This is a genomic window from Chryseobacterium sp. (genome assembly GCF_041914225.1).
Lineage (GTDB): Bacteria > Bacteroidota > Bacteroidia > Flavobacteriales > Weeksellaceae > Chryseobacterium.
The window spans coordinates 1-19,633 of the sequence record NZ_JAYSDT010000044.1 but is presented as its reverse complement, the minus strand read 5'-3'; the positions used below and the strand labels follow the sequence as shown (position 1 = coordinate 19,633).

At 38.6% G+C, this 19,633-nt stretch carries 13 protein-coding genes; 9 read left to right on the top strand and 4 right to left on the bottom strand.

Translation table 11 applies throughout. From position 1 onward, the window contains the following. From ACE3RB_RS16180 to map, 6 genes are all read left to right on the top strand, one after another. Nucleotides 1-3,192 (top strand): efflux RND transporter permease subunit, encoded by a 3,192-nt coding sequence (locus ACE3RB_RS16180; protein WP_002984692.1) that lies wholly within the window; start codon nt 1-3, stop codon nt 3,190-3,192. Then, the gene (locus ACE3RB_RS16175) at nt 3,164-4,621 is read left to right on the top strand and encodes an efflux transporter outer membrane subunit (protein WP_278352787.1); all 1,458 of its coding nucleotides are present in this window, start codon (nt 3,164-3,166) and stop codon (nt 4,619-4,621) included. The genes ACE3RB_RS16180 and ACE3RB_RS16175 overlap by 29 nt, the downstream gene beginning before the upstream one ends. A gap of 666 nt (nt 4,622-5,287) precedes the next feature. Further along, entirely contained in the window at nt 5,288-6,895 is a 1,608-nt protein-coding gene (locus ACE3RB_RS16170) for a T9SS type A sorting domain-containing protein (protein WP_374465156.1), read from the top strand. 6 nt (nt 6,896-6,901) lie between these two features. After that, nucleotides 6,902-8,266 carry a hypothetical protein gene (locus ACE3RB_RS16165; protein WP_374465155.1) on the top strand — a complete coding sequence of 455 codons (1,365 nt, stop codon included), beginning with the start codon at nt 6,902-6,904 and terminating at the stop codon, nt 8,264-8,266. Nucleotides 8,267-8,691: 425 nt separating this feature from the next. Beyond that, nucleotides 8,692-9,156: a CPCC family cysteine-rich protein gene (locus tag ACE3RB_RS16160; RefSeq protein ID WP_374465154.1), complete on the top strand. Its 465-nt coding sequence runs from the start codon at nt 8,692-8,694 to the stop codon at nt 9,154-9,156. 385 nt (nt 9,157-9,541) lie between these two features. Beyond that, nucleotides 9,542-10,306, top strand: coding sequence for a type I methionyl aminopeptidase (gene map, locus ACE3RB_RS16155; protein WP_374465153.1), 765 nt, complete (start codon nt 9,542-9,544; stop codon nt 10,304-10,306). 251 nt (nt 10,307-10,557) lie between these two features. On the opposite strand, the gene ACE3RB_RS16150 is transcribed toward map, so the two are convergent. After that, the gene (locus ACE3RB_RS16150) at nt 10,558-11,166 is read right to left on the bottom strand and encodes an FMN-dependent NADH-azoreductase (protein WP_374465152.1); all 609 of its coding nucleotides are present in this window, start codon (nt 11,164-11,166) and stop codon (nt 10,558-10,560) included. A 173-nt stretch (nt 11,167-11,339) separates the two neighbouring features. On the opposite strand from ACE3RB_RS16150, the gene ACE3RB_RS16145 reads away from it, so the two are divergent. Both ACE3RB_RS16145 and ACE3RB_RS16140 read left to right on the top strand, forming a co-directional pair. Beyond that, nucleotides 11,340-12,872: a M20/M25/M40 family metallo-hydrolase gene (locus ACE3RB_RS16145; RefSeq protein WP_374465151.1), complete on the top strand. Its 1,533-nt coding sequence runs from the start codon at nt 11,340-11,342 to the stop codon at nt 12,870-12,872. A 345-nt stretch (nt 12,873-13,217) separates the two neighbouring features. Beyond that, nucleotides 13,218-13,913 (top strand): hypothetical protein, encoded by a 696-nt coding sequence (locus tag ACE3RB_RS16140; protein ID WP_374465150.1) that lies wholly within the window; start codon nt 13,218-13,220, stop codon nt 13,911-13,913. Nucleotides 13,914-14,026: 113 nt separating this feature from the next. Here the strand turns inward: ACE3RB_RS16140 and ACE3RB_RS16135 are convergent, their stop codons facing one another. Further along, on the bottom strand, nt 14,027-14,818 hold the full coding sequence (locus ACE3RB_RS16135) for a DUF2490 domain-containing protein (protein ID WP_374465149.1): 792 nt from the start codon (nt 14,816-14,818) through the stop codon (nt 14,027-14,029). Nucleotides 14,819-15,320: 502 nt separating this feature from the next. Between ACE3RB_RS16135 and ACE3RB_RS16130 the strand changes: the two genes are divergently transcribed. Next, nucleotides 15,321-17,768: a TonB-dependent receptor domain-containing protein gene (locus ACE3RB_RS16130; protein WP_374465148.1), complete on the top strand. Its 2,448-nt coding sequence runs from the start codon at nt 15,321-15,323 to the stop codon at nt 17,766-17,768. A gap of 74 nt (nt 17,769-17,842) precedes the next feature. Here ACE3RB_RS16130 and ACE3RB_RS16125 read toward each other — a convergent pair whose 3' ends face one another. Together ACE3RB_RS16125 and ACE3RB_RS16120 are read right to left on the bottom strand one after the other, a co-directional pair. Continuing rightward, nucleotides 17,843-18,577: a hypothetical protein gene (locus tag ACE3RB_RS16125; RefSeq protein ID WP_374465147.1), complete on the bottom strand. Its 735-nt coding sequence runs from the start codon at nt 18,575-18,577 to the stop codon at nt 17,843-17,845. A gap of 170 nt (nt 18,578-18,747) precedes the next feature. Continuing rightward, nucleotides 18,748-19,164 carry a hypothetical protein gene (locus ACE3RB_RS16120; protein WP_374465146.1) on the bottom strand — a complete coding sequence of 139 codons (417 nt, stop codon included), beginning with the start codon at nt 19,162-19,164 and terminating at the stop codon, nt 18,748-18,750. Nucleotides 19,165-19,633 lie beyond the last annotated feature (469 nt).

The window sequence follows — 19,633 nt, the reverse complement described above, 5'->3', positions numbered from 1 at the left end:
ATGTTTAAAAAATTCATTCGCAGACCAGTTCTGTCCATAGTAATCTCATTGATTATTGTATTTATGGGGATATTGTCATTGGTAAAACTTCCGGTGACACAGTTTCCATCCATTTCTCCACCCAAAGTAAATATTACCGCAGAATATCCCGGAGCAAACAACGAATTGTTGATTAAATCCGTTGTTATCCCTTTGGAAAGAGGGCTAAACGGGGTTCCCGGTATGAAATATATGACATCAGATGCCGGAAATGACGGAGAAGCGTCTATCCAGGTAGTATTTGACCTGGGGACGGACCCCAATGTAGCGGCAGTAAACGTTCAGAACCGTGTATCTTCTGTTGTTAATAAACTTCCTCCTCTGGTAGTACGTGAAGGGGTGAAAATTACCCGTGAGGAGCCTAACATGTTGATGTACATTAACCTGTATAGTGATGATCCGAAAGCCGATCAGAAATTTCTTTTCAACTATGCAGATATTAATATAATGTCTGAGTTGAGAAGGGTAAGTGGTGTTGGTTTTGCTGATATCCTCGGAACCCGTGAATACGCAATGCGTATCTGGCTTAAACCGGACAGATTAACAGCTTATAATATTTCAGCTGATGAAGTAATGGAATCTCTGAATGAGCAGAGTTTGGAGGCTTCTCCTGGTAAAACGGGAGAAAGTTCGGGAAAACGTTCTCAGTCCTTTGAATATGTATTAAAATATCCGGGACGTTATAATAATGAGAAAGATTACGGAAACATCATTCTGAAAGCAAAACCGAACGGGGAGTCTGTAAGGCTGAAAGATGTGGCTGATATAGAGTTCGGAAGTTCCATGTATGATATTTATTCTACACTGAACGGAAAACCTTCTGCAGCGATTACGGTAAAACAGTCATACGGATCGAACGCAAGCGACGTTATTAAAAATGTAAAAGCATTGATGAAGGATCTTGAGAAAAATAACTTTCCTAAGGGGATGCATTACGAGATCAGTTATGACGTTTCCAGATTCCTGGATGCCTCTATGGAAAAAGTAATTCATACCTTATTTGAGGCCTTCGTTCTGGTTGCTATCGTAGTATTCCTGTTCCTGGGTGACTGGCGTTCTACATTGATTCCTGCACTGGCAGTTCCGGTTTCATTGGTAGGAACATTTGCGGTAATGTCTGCCTTCGGAATTACCCTGAATATGATTTCACTCTTTGCCCTGGTAATGGCGATCGGGGTTGTAGTAGATGATGCGATCGTAGTAATTGAGGCCGTTCACGCCAAGATGGAAGAAAAGCATCTTTCCCCGTTAAAGGCAACGGAAGAAGCAATGCATGAGATCAGTGGAGCAATTATCGCTATTACACTGGTAATGGCATCCGTATTCATTCCGATTGCATTTATGTCCGGTCCGGTTGGGGTATTTTACCGCCAGTTCTCCATTACAATGGCTTCGTCCATTATCCTTTCAGGGGTTGTGGCCCTTACTTTGACACCGGCATTGTGTGCTTTGATCCTTAAAAATAATCACGGAAAAGCTAAAAAGAAAACTCCGGTTACACTTTTCCTTGATAAATTCAATAACCTGTTTACAAAAGGAGCAGGGAGATATGAAAAACTGTTGAACAAAACAGTTACGAAAAAGACAATAACGTTACCATTACTATTAGCATTCTGTGCATGCACATTCTTCCTCAGCAACTCTTTACCATCCGGATTTATTCCGGCTGAAGATCAGGGGATGATCTATGCTATTATTCAGACACCTCCGGGATCTACATTGGAAAGAACCAATCAGATTGCCAGAGAGCTTTTGAGAGAATCAGAAGATATTGATGGAGTACAGTCCGTTTCCTCTCTTGCTGGGTACGAGATTCTGACCGAAGGTACCGGATCCAACTCAGGAACCTGTCTGATCAACCTTAAAAGTTGGGAGGAGCGTAAAGAATCTGCTGCCGAAATCATTGAAAAACTCGAAGAAAAGGCCAAGAATATTCCGGGAGCCAATATTGAATTCTTCCAGCCGCCTTCCGTTCCCGGATATGGAGCTGCAGGAGGTTTTGAGCTTCGTTTGTTAGATAAAGCAGGAAGTGGAGACTATCACAAAATGGAGCAGGTAAGTAACGACTTTGTGAAAGAACTTAAAAAGCGTCCGGAGCTTGGATCGGCATTTACTTTCTATTCTGCAAGTTTCCCGCAGTATATGCTTAGGATAGACAATGATCTTGCGGAGCAAAAAGGAGTAACGATTGAAAAAGCGATGGATAACCTATCTACATTGATCGGATCTAACTATGAGACGAGTTTCATCCGTTTCGACAGACCATATAAAGTGATTGTTCAGGCCGGACCACAATACCGGGCTTTACCGACAGATCTGTTGAAACTGTATGTTAAAAATGATAAAGACCAGATGGTTCCTTATTCAGACTTCATGAGACTTGAAAAAGTGTATGGACTGTCTGAAATGACAAGACATAATATGTATAATTCTGCACAGGTAAGTGGAACACCTGCTCCTGGATACAGTAGTGGTCAGGCGATCCAGGCGATTCAGGAAGTTGCGGATAAAACACTTCCGAGAGGTTTTGGTATCGACTGGGCAGGGATTTCCAAAGATGAAGTAAGCCGTGGAAATGAAGCGGTATTTATTTTCCTGGTGTGTTTAGGATTTGTTTACCTGATCCTTTCTGCCCAGTATGAAAGCTTTATTCTTCCGTTACCGGTTATTTTATCGCTTCCGGTAGGTATTTTCGGAGCCTTTTTATGTTTAAAACTTTTAGGTTTGGAAAACAATATCTATGCACAGGTGGCAATGGTGATGCTGATTGGACTTCTGGGTAAAAACGCGGTATTAATTGTTGAATTTGCCGTACAGAAGAAGGCAGAGGAAGGAATTCCTGTAGCACAGGCAGCTATTGAAGGAGCTGCCATACGTTTCCGTCCGATCTTAATGACCTCATTTGCGTTCATTGCCGGATTGATTCCGTTGGTAATTGCAACGGGGCCGGGAGCAGTTGGTAATAGAACGATTGGTACAGCAGCAGCGGGAGGTATGTTAATCGGAACTGTTTTCGGGCTGATGATTATCCCTGGATTGTATTATATCTTCGGAACCATTGCTGATAAGTCACGATTGGCGAGATATGAAGAAGAGAATCCCTTAACAGAACAAACTGAACCTTATGAACATGATGGAAAATTCGAAGACTAAAAATATAATCACAGCCATTGCCTTATCGCTTGTACTTGCAAGCTGTAAGGCGCCGATGGCGACTGTTATAAAAGACGAGGTAAAAGAAAATATTCCTCAGAACTTTAATCAGGAAGAGCAGCAGGATGCTAACAATAACAGCGGAACAACACCGTGGAGACAGTTTTTTACGGATCCTAACCTTGTAACCCTGATTGAAACGGCTTTAAAAAATAATCAGGAGCTGTTGATCACTCTTCAGGAGATTGAGATTGCTAAAAGTGGTGTTTTAGCTAAAAAGGGAAGATTGAGCCCAACCGTTTCTGCAGGAGTAGGAGCAGGATTGAAAAAAGCAGGCCGCTATACCAGTGAAGGAGCAGGAGATGCTTCTACGGAAATGGAACCCGGTAAGGAAATCCCGGATCCGCTTGGAAATTTTGAAGCGGGCTTAAATGCGAGCTGGGAGATTGATATCTGGAAAAAACTCAGAACCGAAAAAGAATCTGCCGTAGCGCATTACCTTTCTACAGTAGAAGGCAAAAACTTTGTCCTGTCTAATCTTATTGAAGAAGTTGCCGATAATTATTATGAATTGCTGGCACTTGATAACCAGTTGGATATTATACAGCAGTATATCAAGCTTCAGCAAAGAGCATTGGAAATTTCCAAAATTCAGAAAGAAGCTGCTGCTGCAACAGAACTTGCTGTTAAGAAATTTGAGGCAGAACTGGCAAAATCCAAAGCTGCGGAATATACCATCCGTCAACAAATCACGGAGAAGGAAAATGAAATTAATGCTTTGCTGGGAAGATATCCACAACCGATCGTAAGAACGAAGGAAAACTTTATGTCTACGATTCCCCAGACAGTCTATACCGGGATTCCGTCACAGCTGTTAGCCAATCGTCCGGATATCAAACAGGCAGAACTGGAATTAAAGGCTTCAAAGCTGGATGTGGAAGCAGCAAGAAAAGAATTTTATCCTTCCCTGGAAATTTCGGCTACATTAGGTTTAGAGGCATTCAAACCTTCATACCTTGTTAAAATGCCGGAATCAATTGCTTACAATCTGGCTGGTGAACTGGCAGGACCGCTGATCAACAAAAGTGCGATAAAAGCTAATTTCCAGACAGCAGATGCCAAACAGATCCAGGCATTGTACGAATATGACAAAACCATTCTGAATGCTTATCTGGATGTTGCCAATCTGATGTCGAAGGTTAAAAATATTGACCAGTATTATCAACTGAAGTCTCAGGAAACGAAAGCCCTGGATCAGTCTATTGATATTGCCAATCAGTTGTTTCGTAATTCCAGAGCAGATTATCTTGAAGTTCTTTTGAACCAAAGAGATGCACTGGATGCTAAAATGGAACTTATTGAGGCAAAACAGAAACAGCTCAGCACAGTAGTTGACATCTATAAAAGTTTAGGTGGCGGCTGGAAATAAAACATCATAATTCTATCAATAAACAGTTAATGTTTTTTGGAAGGGTCAATTCTTTTGAGTTGGCCCTTTTTATTTTTAATGCGACAGGTTCTGTCGCTGCTAAGAAATATTTTTGTATTAAATTAAATTTATGGTCAGACAGGTTTGTTAAAAAAATGTTAAATTTGCAAAGTTTTATAACCCAGTCAAATCATGGCTAAAAAACAATAACTATGAAATTTTTATTCAATTATATTCATTCGGAGGATATTCTTCAGCTACTTTTAAAATATTCAAAATCAGTTTAATGTGTACAAATTTTCATACATATGAAATACAATATTTTTTGCCCCCAAAAGAATATTATTTTGAATAGTTTTGAAAAATTTATTATTAAAGTTTGTTTAAACTTTACAAAACCACAAAAGTCACAAAACACTTGAATGTGCTTAAGTAAGTTTAAAATGATACCACAGAAAAGTTCAGAAGAAAATCAAAGATTTTCAGAAAACTTAAGTGTACTTATTATCCATAAGGTTGGGCTCTGAAAAAATTGAAGTGTTTAAAACTTTATGCCTTTTGTGGTTTAAATAATGATGATAAAAGTTTAAACAACCTCTTCATTAAAGAATTGGATGTAACCATGATCTATAAAAACAAAACAATATTAACTTAAAAAACACGGGAATGAAAAAAATCTATCTCGCAGCGCTAACCCTATGCGCTTTTTTGGGCACATCTGCCCAGGAAGTGGTATGGCAGAAAGACATCCAATCCTCTACCCAGGATTTTCTAAGCCAGGTTACCACAACCATTGATCAGCAATATCTTATCACAGGAAGTTCTATACAGTCAGGAAGCGGGAAGCCGGAGGCTGGAAATAAGCAGAACAACGGTTATGATTTTCATCTTATCAAACTGAACCAGCAGGGAGAAGAAGTCTGGGAAAAATATTTCTCAGGACAAAACCATGATTATCTATCAGCCACTGTTACCACACAGGATGGTGGATTTCTTTTGGCAGGCACATCGTATTCAGGAAAAGGACTCGATAAAAAAGAGGATTCCAAAGGAGGATCAGATATCTGGCTCATTAGAATCAATGAATTCGGGGATGAATTATGGCAGAAAACTTTGGGAAGTACTTCTGATGAAGAAGCCAGAGCAGTTATCCAGACTACCGATTTAGGATTCTTTGTTGCAGGTAACGTACAGGGCTCATCAAAAGGTTATGGCTCCAAAGATGTTCTGATCACAAAACTGGACAAAAACGGGAAAGAACTCTCACAGTTAATTTTAGGGGGAAAAGGATTGGATGAAGTTGAAAAGATGATTCCAACCCAAGACGGAGGAGCATTACTGGGAATGTATTCGAGGAGTTCTGAAGTAAAGGCGGGAAGCGGGAAGCTGGAGGCTGGAAGTGGTGTGAAGATCGACTCTTATTCCAAAGTCAGCAGCAACTTCGGTGAAGGTGATTACTGGATTGTAAAGCTTGATAAAAACGGAAAAGTAGAATGGGAAAAGAACTTCGGAGGAAAAGGTGACGATCATATCAGAACCCTTGCTTTAACTTCAACTGGCTTTATCATTGGCGGGGAATCCAGATCAGAAAGATCAGGAAACAAAACTGTCGGATTAGAAGAAGGAACAGACCTTTGGCTGATTTCTTTAAATGAAAGAGGTGATGAGCAGTGGCAGAAATCTTACAATTTGGGTAACCGTGATATTCTGATGGGCATGAGTGTAATAAGCGGGAAGCAGGAAGATGGAAGCGGGAAGTCTAAAGGCATTCTGCTGGGAGGTTATACGCAGGCTGAAGGAAGAATAGAAACTGATGATGAAACTTTCTGGATGTTATATCTTGATCAGAACGGAAATGAGAAGTGGAGAAAACACGTAAAAGGTGAATCCAGAAAGAAGGAAGAAAGGCTTTCTGATGTAAAGCTGAACAGAGACGGTTCTATTGTCTTAGCTGGAACCAGTGCAGAAGAGTTGGGTAAAGAGAACTGGAAGATTGTAAAGCTGGGGGACAAGCAGGTTGATCAGCTGATTGAAAAATATGATATTAAGATCTATCCGAACCCTGTTTCAGATTATGCTTATGTAGAAATAGGTTTTGATTTTAAGAATGCGGAGATTCTGTTGTATGACATGAGCGGAAGACAGCTTCAGAGTGTAAAAACCAAAAACAACGTAACAAAAATCAATACCCAGGCTTTGGTACAAGGGGCTTATCTGGTGACAATAAAAACGGATAACAATAAAACGGCGAATGCTAAATTAATTAAGAAATAAAAAGCCATGAGAAAAAAATATAAGCTCATAATACTCCTGCTAACGTTTTGTTCAGGGCTATTATTTTCGCAGGGAGCATCAAGTGAAAGTTTCACCTCTGCACCTTCAGCAGCATCAATGTCAAGTTTCATCAATGCTCCTATATCATTATCTACAGGAGTTCCGGATATTAATATTCCTTTCTTTGCATTGACTACCCATAACCCTGAAATAGGAATCAATGTAGGAATATCCTACCATCCCGGCAATGCAGGAAAGACAAGCAAAGCTTCTGATGTAGGCCTTGGCTGGTCTTTATATGGAACAAACTGCCTTATTTACAGAGCTGTAAACCAATATAACAGTATACCTACTGATATCTATTACTATTCTTTTATGGGATTTAATGGAAAATTCTTATTAAAAACTAATTCCGACGGACAAAAAGAAATCACTTATATTACCCATACCAAACTGAATATCATCTATAATCAGACAGAAGATACTTTTACAGTTATTGATTCATCAGGAAACACCTATTTTTTTAACAATAAAGATCAGAATATTTCAAAAACAAGTAATAATTCTACCCTGTATACTTCAGCTTATTATCTTACTAAGATAAAGGATGTTAATCAGATTGAACCACTCCTGTTTGAATATCTGGTGGACAGTTATGTCCCTAATCTTGAAATTCTTACTATAAAAAGTCTAAAAGTTAGCAAAGTGACTTCACCAGATTTTGGTTCTATAGAATTCAGCTATAATTTCAATGAAGCTCTTAGAAAGAAGCTGGCTGATCCTTATCAGTTACACACTGTAGCTTTGAAAAATAAAGCCGGGAAAGTGATTCAGAAATATACCCTGCAAAGTGAGGATGCCGCTTTCATTTATACTGAACCTAATATATCCTCATGTACAGCAGAAGCCGTACCGGATGGCTTCTATGATAGAAGAATGCTTCGTTCTGTTCAGAAATACGGAACTTCCACTCAATTTGAAAAAACAAGCTTTGAATATAATGACAGTCCTTTTACCGGAGGCAACTGGACAGAATTTAAATGCTACTGCCTGAACAATCCGGATAGTCCAAAGTTTTTAAACATAGGTCTTCTCAAGACGATAAAATATCCTACAGGAGGACAGACCCGGTACGAATTTGAACCCAATCAATATGAAGTTAAAAAGACTCATATATTGGATCCATGGTCTTCTTCTAACGATTTGTATATTTTTCCTTATGAATTTGTTGACCATGATGCCCAGGTATTAGAGGATGTAGGGACTTTTAATTTTGACACCCATTTTACAGATACTTATACCTTCAATATTCCTCCAAATCCGGATGATGCACATCATACTCAAATCATGCTTTATTGTTGGATGATATGATTATGTCTTATAAAGGAAGAAATAAATTAGCTAAAAGCGAAAGTATAAAAGAATTAACATCTGAGATTTTAAATAATCTTCTTTTAATTAAAAACGAATCTATTGAATATGTAAAATTTGTTGTTGTAAGATACAATATTACGAGTAGGCTGTTTGTTTTTGCAGAAGATTATTCAAAAGTTTTTTTTGATTTTACATCCCCAACACAAAACAATTCAGAATCCAATTAGAAATTAAAAACTACATATTCAGGAACAAGTTGTGGGTAAATTTTTAGTTAAATTTAATAGCAATACGCAGGAAATTCTTGTTGGAAGAGTGGATTTAAGAGAGATCAGAACGTTTTATAAAGCAAACCCTAATATAAGTACGACGCCTTTCCAAAATGCTCTTGATTTAGCGGCTAGTCTAACAAAATAAAAAGTATGATAAAAATAGAATTGGATACGGTAATAAACATACTGTCATTACATGAACTTTCAGGAATGACTGAGGAAGAACGAGAAGAATTCATTGAAAATGAAGGAATTGAGAAAGAAGAAATCTTTGAATACTTAAAAGGAAAATATACTGGAGTAAAAGTTTCTTATATTGAAGAAAAAATTAAAACTTTATACCAATTACCTATTGCTGTTATTGGAGTTGTAGAAAAATTAAATCCATGCCCTTGTTGTAATTTCAGAACAATTTTTGAAAAAGGGAATTATCAAATTTGTCCAGTTTGCTTTTGGGAAGATGATGGGAATACGGATGATATGAAAACTAGCTCTGCTAACCATATGACATTAAAAGAGGCAAGAGATAATTTTAAGACAAAAGGTGCCATTTCAGATCAATTTTTGAAATTTGTAGCTAAAGAAGCTGTACTTAAGTATTATAAAGATATTTAGTATAATTCCTATTGATACAAGCCTCTCATTCGTCCCTCAAACAAAATAAAAACCATTGCAAAACAGTGGTTTTATTTATTTCGCAGCTTCTCCAGCCTGCGCATCATCTGATCCTTTTCCTTCAACATAAGTGTCACGAGCCACTCCATAACTGCCTGCAGCCCCTTATAAAGCTCCTCTAACCCCTATATGAAGCCCCTTCATTCCCTTCAATAACGGTCTCCAGCCCCTTATATAACCGGGTATACCCCCTTACCCAAGGGGGTAGAGGGGGTTGGTGAAGGGGGTAACCGTATTTCAATAATTGGATCTGGGTAAATGGAAACAGGTTATCCCGGAACATTTTAATTTCCTAACTTTGTAGTTCTCAACAATAATCAAACAAATGTCAATCACCAACGAAGATCAGATGCTCGGAATGCAAAAAGTAAGTGAAGCTGTTGCCTGTACTTTGAAAAAGATGATAGCGTATGCTGAACCCGGCATGACCACAAAAGATCTTGATGAATACGGAGCTAAAATACTGGAAAGTTTCGGGGCAAAATCAGCGCCTTATTTGACGTACGGATTTCCGGGCTGGACGTGCATCAGCGTAGATAACGAATTCTGCCATGGTATTCCCACAGATCAAAGGGTTTTGAAAGAAGGTGACCTGATCAATATTGATGTTTCTGCAGAGCTGGATGGATATTGGGCAGATAACGGCGGATCTTTTGTCATTGGAAAAGATATCCACGGGCATCAGAAACTGGTGGAGGCATCCAAAGACATTCTGAGAAAGGCGATCAGCAATATAAAAGGCAGTGTGAAAATAGCAGACATAGGACATTTAATGGAAACCGAAGCGAAGAAAAGAGGTCTTAAAGTCATTAAGAATCTTGCAGGCCACGGAGTAGGAAGAAGCTTACATGAGCAGCCTGATGAATTACTGAATTACAGAAACCGTTTTGATTCCAGACGTTTTAAGAAAAACTCTGTGGTAGCCATTGAAACATTTATTTCCACCGATTCCAGCATTGCTGTAGAATTAAAAGACGGATGGACGATGGTAGGGAACAAAGGCGGTTACATGGCCCAGCACGAGCATACCATTGTAATTACCGACGGAAAACCTATCATTTTAACCGAAATGAATGGAATCCTGAATTAAACTAAGGATGTTTATTCATAGTTGATAACCGCAAAGACGACTAAGTTTCTCTGCTGAAAATCTTGGATTTTCTTGCGCCTTAAAAAACATATCATAATTAAAGTCCCTTGCGCCCTTGCGTTAAAAAACAAAAAAACAAGTATTCATTATCTGAAACCCAAATCTTCATCCAATCAACTTGTTGATTCCTTCTTTGCTCCCTTATCTTCAAAGATTAGCAATGTAAAACTTTGCGTTTACAATAAAACCTGCTAAGAAATATCATTGACAGGTTTAAAATCTTTCAGCACACGCTCATAATCCGCTGTAAATCCATTTTCCATGGTTCCCTCAATACGATAGGTTTCAACATCCGTAATTCCTGCATAACTTCTGAAAACATCCCTAAGATAGGCCGAAATATAATCCGGCGCACCTTCAGCTCTTCTGCCGCCGGAAGCAACGGCAAGATATACTTTTTTCCCTGTAAACCGGCCCATACGATTCCCTTGTTCGTCAAAGACGTAAGTAATTCCTGCGCGGATCAGCTGGTCAAGCCAGGCTTTCAGAGGAGTGGAAATGCCGAGGTTGAAAACCGGAGTTCCAATGATAATAATATCCGCTTCATGCACTTCATCCACGATCAGATTGGCATATGAAAGAAGCTGCCTGCTTTGTTCATCGTATAATTCCGGGTGTTTATAAAACTCATGAATGGAGATTTCATCTGCATACGGTGGTGCATCCTTCACCAGGTCTCTTACAGTGACCGCATTGATATTACCCTGTTGTAATAGTTTTTCCAGAATGGCTGAGCTTAGCTGGCTGCTATAAGATTGTTCTCCTCTTGCGCTGGAAATAATGTGCAGAATATTCTTCATACTTTTTTATTCTGATGACGATCTTGATTTCATTAAGGGGACATATATCCGTTTATTTTTATCTGATTACTGTATTTAATAGATTCTCTGGTCGAAAAGCCCGGGTTTAAATTGTCAGACACCCGATACTTTACTATATTTATGGAATCAAACCACCTCACAAACTATCTGCTATGAAAAAATTTCTTTTAATCCTTCTGGGAATCATTGTTGTTCTGGCTGCTGTTGTATTGATTAAAACCTATACTTATCCGTTTAAGAAAAATAATATCGGAGCAGGAGAAGGTTGGAAAACCGTAAAAAATGACTCTGCGGTAATGAGGCTGTCAGGAGGAATAAAAGTTCCCACAGTTTCCACAGGCAGTCTGGGTGAATTCGATTATGCACCGTTTGATCAGTTCAAGGCTTATTTAAAAACCTCTTATCCGTTAGTTTATCAGAATACAGAAAATGTTGAGGTGAATCAATATGGATTGGTTTTCAGGCTTAAAGGAAGCAATCCTGCCCTTGAACCCATTTTATTCCTTTCCCATATGGATGTTGTTCCTCCCGGAGATGCAGATATTAAAAATAACGGAGAAAATGTATTCCGGCCGGATGACAAGCCGCTTGAGCCTGTTTCAAAAGTAGCGGGAGACTGGGATTTTGCCCCTTTTTCAGGAGCGGTTGCCAATGGAAGAATCTACGGAAGAGGAGCGATAGATATGAAAGGAATGCTTTTCTCTTTAATGGAATCTATGAATTCTATGATTAAAAACAAACAGATTCCCCAGCGTGATATTTATCTGGCTTTCGGTTTTGATGAAGAGGTTGGCGGACAAAAAGGAGCTGTTCAGATCGCAGATTATTTTAAAAAGAAAGGATTGAAATTCGACGCTGTCTATGACGAAGGAGGATTGATTATGAGAAAAGGGAATGTAGCAGGAATTGATACTGATGTGGCTGTGGTGGGATGCGCTGAAAAAGGCTTTCTGTCCGCAAAGATAAAAGTTAAAGGGCTTGGCGGGCACTCCTCTATGCCGCCTATGGAAAGTGCTATCGGGAAGGCTGCTGTCATCATGCAGCGTCTGGAAGATGATCAGATGAAGCCCGTTATCACACCTTTAATCAAAGAATTTTTTAATAATATTGGCGGTGAAATGCCTTTTACCACTAGAATGGCGCTGGCCAATCAATGGCTTTTAAAACCGGTATTGATCTCACAGCTCACCAAAAACAATACCACCAATGCATTGGTAAGAACCACCACAGCATTAACGATGATGAAAGGAAGCGACGGAACCAATGTGCTTTCTCCCGAAGTGGAATTTGTGGTTAATTTCAGATTGCTTCCCGGAAATTCAGTGAAAGATGTAAGGGATCATATTGCTAAAGCCACTGAAGGTTTTGATGTGGAGGTAGAAGAAATTGACAATACCAGAGAAGCATCTGCCATTTCTCCAACCAATACAAAAGCTTTTAAAATAATAGAAGCAGCCGTTAAGGAAATTCATCCCGGAGCAATTGTTACACCTTATCTTACCATGGCAGGAACAGATGCCGGAAAATACGAAATCGTAAGTAAAAACGTCTACCGGTTCATGCCGATCAAAATCAATAGTGCAGAACAGCAGAGCATTCACAGTACCAATGAATATCTCAGTATCGAAAACTACCTGAAAATGATTCACTACTTTGAGTATGTGATGAAGAATTATGATAAATAAATGTCAATGGTGAATGGTCAGTTTGCTGCGCTTGTGAATTTTAATAAGTTCGCATATTATTAAAAGCGGCCTTCGCAAAGCTTCTGTGAGGTTTAATTTTTTTCGATCGCCAAGGCGTTTCACTCAGCAATGGATAAACTAATGTCCTGGCTGAACGAAGTGTCTTTGCGAACAAATAAATTCTGTATAGTAATAAACCTTGCAAACCTTGCGTTAATACCCATTCACAATTGACTTTGCGAAACAAAAATTGATCTTTGACCAAAAAATCTTTCACAAAAAATATATTGCGTCAAGTTTTGTCGCATTACGGATATAGCTTTGTCATATCAAAATTACAGAGCTATGGAATTGCCATTTTACTTAAACTTTAACGACTTTGAAAGTAATTATTATGACAACCTTGAAAAATGGTTTGAAGAATATCATAATACCAGCGAAACAGACTATCTGAATGCGCTTGCTGAACTTTACAGTCCGTATGTCTATTACAATTTTGCAGATGACAGGTTGAAGCCGGATGCCTCCATTGAAGTAAAAGACTGCTTTTTTCCTTATCATGAAAAAATAGGGATTTCTTTCTGTATTGATTGCGAAAACGAAACCTCACCAGCCAACAGGATGAGCCAGGTTTTTGAATTTAAAAATATATCCATGATGGAGTATGCTCAGCATATTCTGGATAAGATCAATAAGTTTTGTTCAAAAAATCCTCAGGCTCTGGACGGTAACAAAAACATTCAGGATTATCTCAATAACTATGCTATTGTTATCTCAGTAGAAGGGGTAGGATATTGCATCAGCTATAACCGCCATCAGAAAGCAATACCTTTTTTAAAAGCGTACCTTCCGTATTATGGGCAGACGGTCAATATGGCGTTGTACAGGGACTTTCTGTTCTCTGTGGTGCAGATTGCAGAATTTATTGATCAAAAACTGAAAACGGTACATGCTTTTAAGCATACGATTTATGCCCGTTCCAAAGCGGACGCCAAATTTAATGTACAGATGAGCCGCGAATTCCTGAAGCTTTGCAACTAAACTATACACCAAACATTCATACTTAATTATATTGCAGGGAAACTTATGTTTCAACAAAAATCCCGGTCAGTGATGATCGGGATTTTGTTTATAAAAATGTAGTTTTTTTTGTGTTATTTCTTTCTGTAAGGTATATTCCAGATCAGGTCTGCAGCAAGGTAATGGACACCTCCATGATGAATGCTCCTGCTGTCTCTGATAAGATCATCCATATAGCCAATATCTACTGTAAAAGGTGAATCAGGAATGGTAAACATATAGTAAGCTGCAATCCGCATTTCACGATATCCGAACGAGTTCCATTCAGAATCCGGTTCATTAAGGTGGCTTATGGAAAAAAGCGCTTCTGCGCTTAATGCCAGCTTTTGGTTGTTTTTAGATGATAAATTATAGGTTAATTGACTCTTGATACGGGTTCTGAGCTGAAAATCTTCCTCTGCTTTATGAAAGTCTGTATCAAAAAACTTCCTGAATTCCTGCCGTACTGTATTTTTCAGCTTCCATTTTTTTCCGAGATCAAAAGTGTATGCATATCTTCCGTAAATCCTGAATTCCTGTTCTGTATTTTCTTTTTCATAAGGAGCGTTGCTTTCATAGTGGGGCTGTCTGCGGTAACTGAGGGCATAGCTGTACTGCTGATGCGGGGCAAAAGAATGGTATATCTCATGATTCAGGACAATGATAGCCTGTTTTGAAAATAAACTATGGTTATCCGGGCTGCTTTTTCTCCCGATGGCAACATAGCTCAAAGCCTGCTTTTTCCCTAAAGAATCAAGTTGTCGCTTCACTCCGAAGGCTCCCCAGAACGCATTGTTGGCATCTCCCAGCCCCGGCGGACTGATCTGTGCCTTGATTGTCGTTCCTATACATCCTAATAAAAATATAACTGCCAGAATTTTCTTCATGCCCAATATAATGGATTGTTGTTTTACTGTTAATTTTAAATGGCTGCGAAACCATAAGATAGAAGAGAATACCGCAGTTACGCAGAGAGAATACTTTATTGCTGCAAAATTATAAGCCTGGTTCATAGAATGTTTATTCAAAATCTTTCAATACTGTTTAAAAACAAGACAAAATAAACACCTGATTTAGGATAGAATTAGGAATATGTGCTTTCAAACCCTTTTTCATAGTAAATGAATTGTGGATAACATGTGGATAACGTATTGGCAACTTGTGGAAAAGCTGATTCTATCCATTGTTTAAAGCTTAAATAATCTCTCAAACCCTTATTTATTGAATGTTTCTATAAATTTAGTTTAAGTTGAAAGTTGTATTTTTTTTAAATTTATTTAGAATAATTCAAATTAATATTGTGAGAGAACCTGCGTTTCCGTTATTTTGCACCTTTATTTATAATCACTTTAAATAAGGCTGGAAAAAATGATATAACCTAATGAATGTATGCTTCCCGGGAGGCATATGCCTCATTCCGCAGAAACAAGACAGAATGATATTTCAACCAAGAAACAGCAATGGATAAAACCAATTTTTATTTTTTTATACTCTCTGATCGGTTTAACAACACTACATGCTCAGAATTTGCAGGGTAGCATCTCAGGAAAAGTAAATATGGTGGATGGGCAGCCGTTGAGGGCAATATCTGTTTCGTTGCCGGAAGCAAATCGCCAAACCCTTACGGATGACGAAGGAAATTATCATTTTGTAAACCTTAATGCAGGTTCATATACCGTGAAGTTACAGATTCTGGGAGCTAAAGAAGTACGCCTTCCGGCAGAGGTAAAAGCAGGTGAAACAACCATATTGGATTATCAGCTTACCCAGGAAAATATCCAGGCTATACAGGAAGTGGTCATTATGAAGAATACAAACCGTTTTTCGAAAAAAGAAAGCGGGTTTGTAGCCAGGTTACCTTTGAAAAATTTAGAAAATCCTCAGGTATACAATACGGTTACCAAAGAATTATTCCAGGAACAGGTTGCTGTAGATCTGGGAAGCATTTCCAAAAACGTACCGGGAGCAGGAGTCCCAATGATTGCGAATCAGGGAAGAGTGACATTCCGCTCAAGAGGATTTGAAACAGAACCCAATGCCAGAAATGGAGTAGCGGGAGCTGCATTTTCAGTCATTGATCCTGTAAACCTTGAACGTATAGAGGCTATTAAAGGACCTTCAGCGACTTTATTCGGGAAAAGTGTGGCCAGCAGCTACGGAGGAGTGTACAACAGGGTGACGAAAAAACCTTACAATGATTTTGGCGGTGAGGTAGGATATGTAGGAGGGAGCTGGAATTATAACCGATTGACTGTGGATGTCAATACACCGGTAAATAAGGACAGAACAGCTCTTTTCCGTCTTAATGCGGCAGGAACTACAGAAAAGAGCTTCCAGGATATCGGATTTACCAACTCATTGGCAATTGCTCCCAGTTTTTCTTATCAGATCAATGACCGTATGTCGCTTTTGCTGGACGTAGAATTCAATCAGGCAAAAGGAACATCGGTTGTACGATTCAATCCTTATACCGGAAGCAAGAAGATCCAGTCTATTGCAGATATGAAGTTCCCTTATTATAAAAATTTCCTGAGTGATGACCTGGCCTACGAAACACAGATGCTGAACATCTTCGCCCAGCTGAATTATAAAGTTTCGGAAAACTGGACATCTCAAACGATACTGTCCCGAGCAAGATCTACCATTAACGGATATATTTCTGCCATTAACGGGAAAACAGATTCTACAGCAAGTGCGCAGGTGATGGTGGGAACCACTTCATTTATTGCAACCAATATTCAGCAGAACTTCATCGGGGATTTCCGTATCGGACGTTTCAGAAACAGAATGGTTGTCGGTTTGGACTTTTATAACAACTCCAATCATTTTGACCGTTACCATACCAATACCAAGGTATTTAATTTTATTCATCCTTCAGCAGATTTCAGAGTTAATAGCAATACGATCGATGCACTTACAGCTACTTCAGCCTTCAGAAGGGAAAACAACAGTGACAATACCTATGCTGCTTATGTTTCTGATGTTTTTAATATTACGGAGCAGCTTATGGTAATGGCCAGTTTAAGGGTAGACCGGTTTCAGTTCAAAGGAGTTTATGATATAACCACAGGAGAAATAAAAGGTGGCTTAAGCAATAGTGGAGTGCAGTCAGGACCTTATGGGCAGACCGCTTTTTCACCTAAAATGGGAATTGTCTATGAAGTACTGAAAAATAAACTTTCCCTGTTTGGAAACTATATGAACGGTTTTAATAACGTAAGCGGAACAGATATCAACGGGAATACCTTCAAACCGGAATATGCCAACCAGCTGGAGTTGGGGATAAAAGCAGACATTTTTAACCACAGACTTGTAGGTACGTTAAGTTATTACAATATCCGTGTGGATAATATTTTAAGAACAAATCCTGATGATATCAACTATTCCATACAGGATGGGACGCAGGTAAGTAAAGGTTTCGAAGCTGAACTGACAGCCAATCCTTTTGATGGATTCAATGTTGTTGCAGGATATGCTTATAATGACAGTAAATTTACCAATGCCAATCTTTCGGTAAATGGTTTAAGGCCTGCCTTGTCAGGGCCTGCCAATATGTTCAACTTCTGGATCAGCTACCGCATTCCTGAAGGAAAATTAAAAGGCCTGGGAATAGGCGGTGGCGGAAATATGGGATCATCTTCTTATCAAACCAATACACAAGCAGCTAAAGTGATTATCCCATCTTATAAAATGTTTGATATAGGGATTTTCTACGATCAGGCAAAATACAGAGTAGGGCTGAAATTCGACAATATTACCAACGAAAAAGCATGGTCTGTACGTTTGACACCACAGGCTCCGTCACGATTTCTTGGAAGTGTTTCCTTGAAATTCTAAAAGATTTAATAATTTTATAAAAAAGTCCCAGATCACTGCATCCGGGATTTTTTATTAAGATTCTTTATACGTTCTTAGTTTATCCAAAGGCAATAATTATTACGGTATCGTATCTTTCCATAGGCATTACCTTGAAATGTTCCGGGAGAATCCTCCTGCCAGTCCTGCCTGATTACATAAAGCCCTGGCATTGTAGGTTTAAAAAAAGCTTTATGGCTCTCATTCACTGGAATATTCTTTTCCCAATTTTCAGGGTTAAAAATCCTAATCATTGTTCCTTTCTCTACAGGTTTCATATTACGGTAGGGGAAAATAGTATAGATTCCGTTTTTTTCGGAAAGCCGTATATCCATGAATGGAAGAGGAGGATTGTTATCAGAGGATATTCCCACTTGATAAGCTCCACACATAAAATCAATAGGTCTTACATTTTCCTGTGGATTTTGAGACCGTAACAGAACCGGTTGTTGATCATTCATTCCTAAAATCCTATAAGTCCCTTCCTGGTCCGGAGTAAAGCTTCCTTCCCAATACGTTTCTTTAGGTTGTAATTCAATTTTTAATTTTTCACCCCTGGCATTGAAAAGAAAGAAATTAAAATCTTTGATCCTTTGGAATTCAGCTCCGGTAGTACGATGGCGCTCGCTAAGGTCATCAATAAACCCATAACATACCTGAACTTTTACAGGATCTTTTAATTTTCCTGTTCCATGAATTTCCATCCAGTAAGCACTGGCTTTTGCAGATTGTGGCAATAGGAAAAATGCTGAAAATAACAGCAGTGAGAATGCTGTTCGTAATGTATACATATTTGATTGAATCGTATTTCAGATACAAATTTAGTGAAAAATGAAATTCCGGAATTCTTGCACCCATAGGATTTTCAAATTAGTAACAATGATAAAATGAAAGTTTGTCAACAGTAATTGCCACAATATAGTATACTGTGGCAATCTGGTTGTATGGACTGTTAATGGTATTAATTCTGTCTTATCCCGCACATAGCGTCCCATGTTGTCCAGAAATGTGCGTTGATGGCTCCGATAGGAGGGTTGGTGCTGTCAGCAACAATGCCTACCATAGAGGCACAGTTGGAATTACAGCCTATTTCATTGTGACTTCCTGTTTGAGGAGGGATCTGACGCCATGTACCGGTAGATCCGCTTAATAATTCTACTCTGATATCAAAAATCCCTGAAAGATTAGGGGTTTGAATTTGTTTGGTAGGATTCTCACTTGAGATAAAGTCACTCCAGTCTCCCTGCGAGAAAGTAACACGCCATGTAGAAATCATTCTGGAAGTATCATTTTGCGGTGAAAGATACACCCAGAATTGTGCTCCGTTTCCAAGTACTAACTGACCTGAAGAATTTGCATTTACACTTGTTGATGTCATAATTAGGTTGGTTTTTTGGTGATTAGATTGTACTTCAAAGTAACAAACAACAAAGGAAATGATGTAGCGTATAAGTTACCAATTATCGGGATGAGTAGAAATACGGATCAGTCTCAAAAGCTGGGTAGAATATTGTATTTATGGAATTTAAACTAACGCAAAGTTTTTAGCCTCTTATCTCATATTTTCAAGGAAGCAAAGGATGGAATCAATTTCATTGATTTTTTCTAAGCTTATATCCACTAAGCTTCTTCAGCGACAAAGTCGCACTTCTTAGCTTTCTAAAATAAAACATTTGAATCATTTTTCTTTGCGATTAAAAAATGACCTGTTAGTTCAATAAAAAGTGGTTAATAATCAAAGAATTCAGTTCATAAAAAATCCTGTGCTAATCATTAGCACAGGATTTAGTTTCTTGCAGAAAGGAAGGGATTCGAACCCTCGATACAGTTACCCGTATACTACCTTT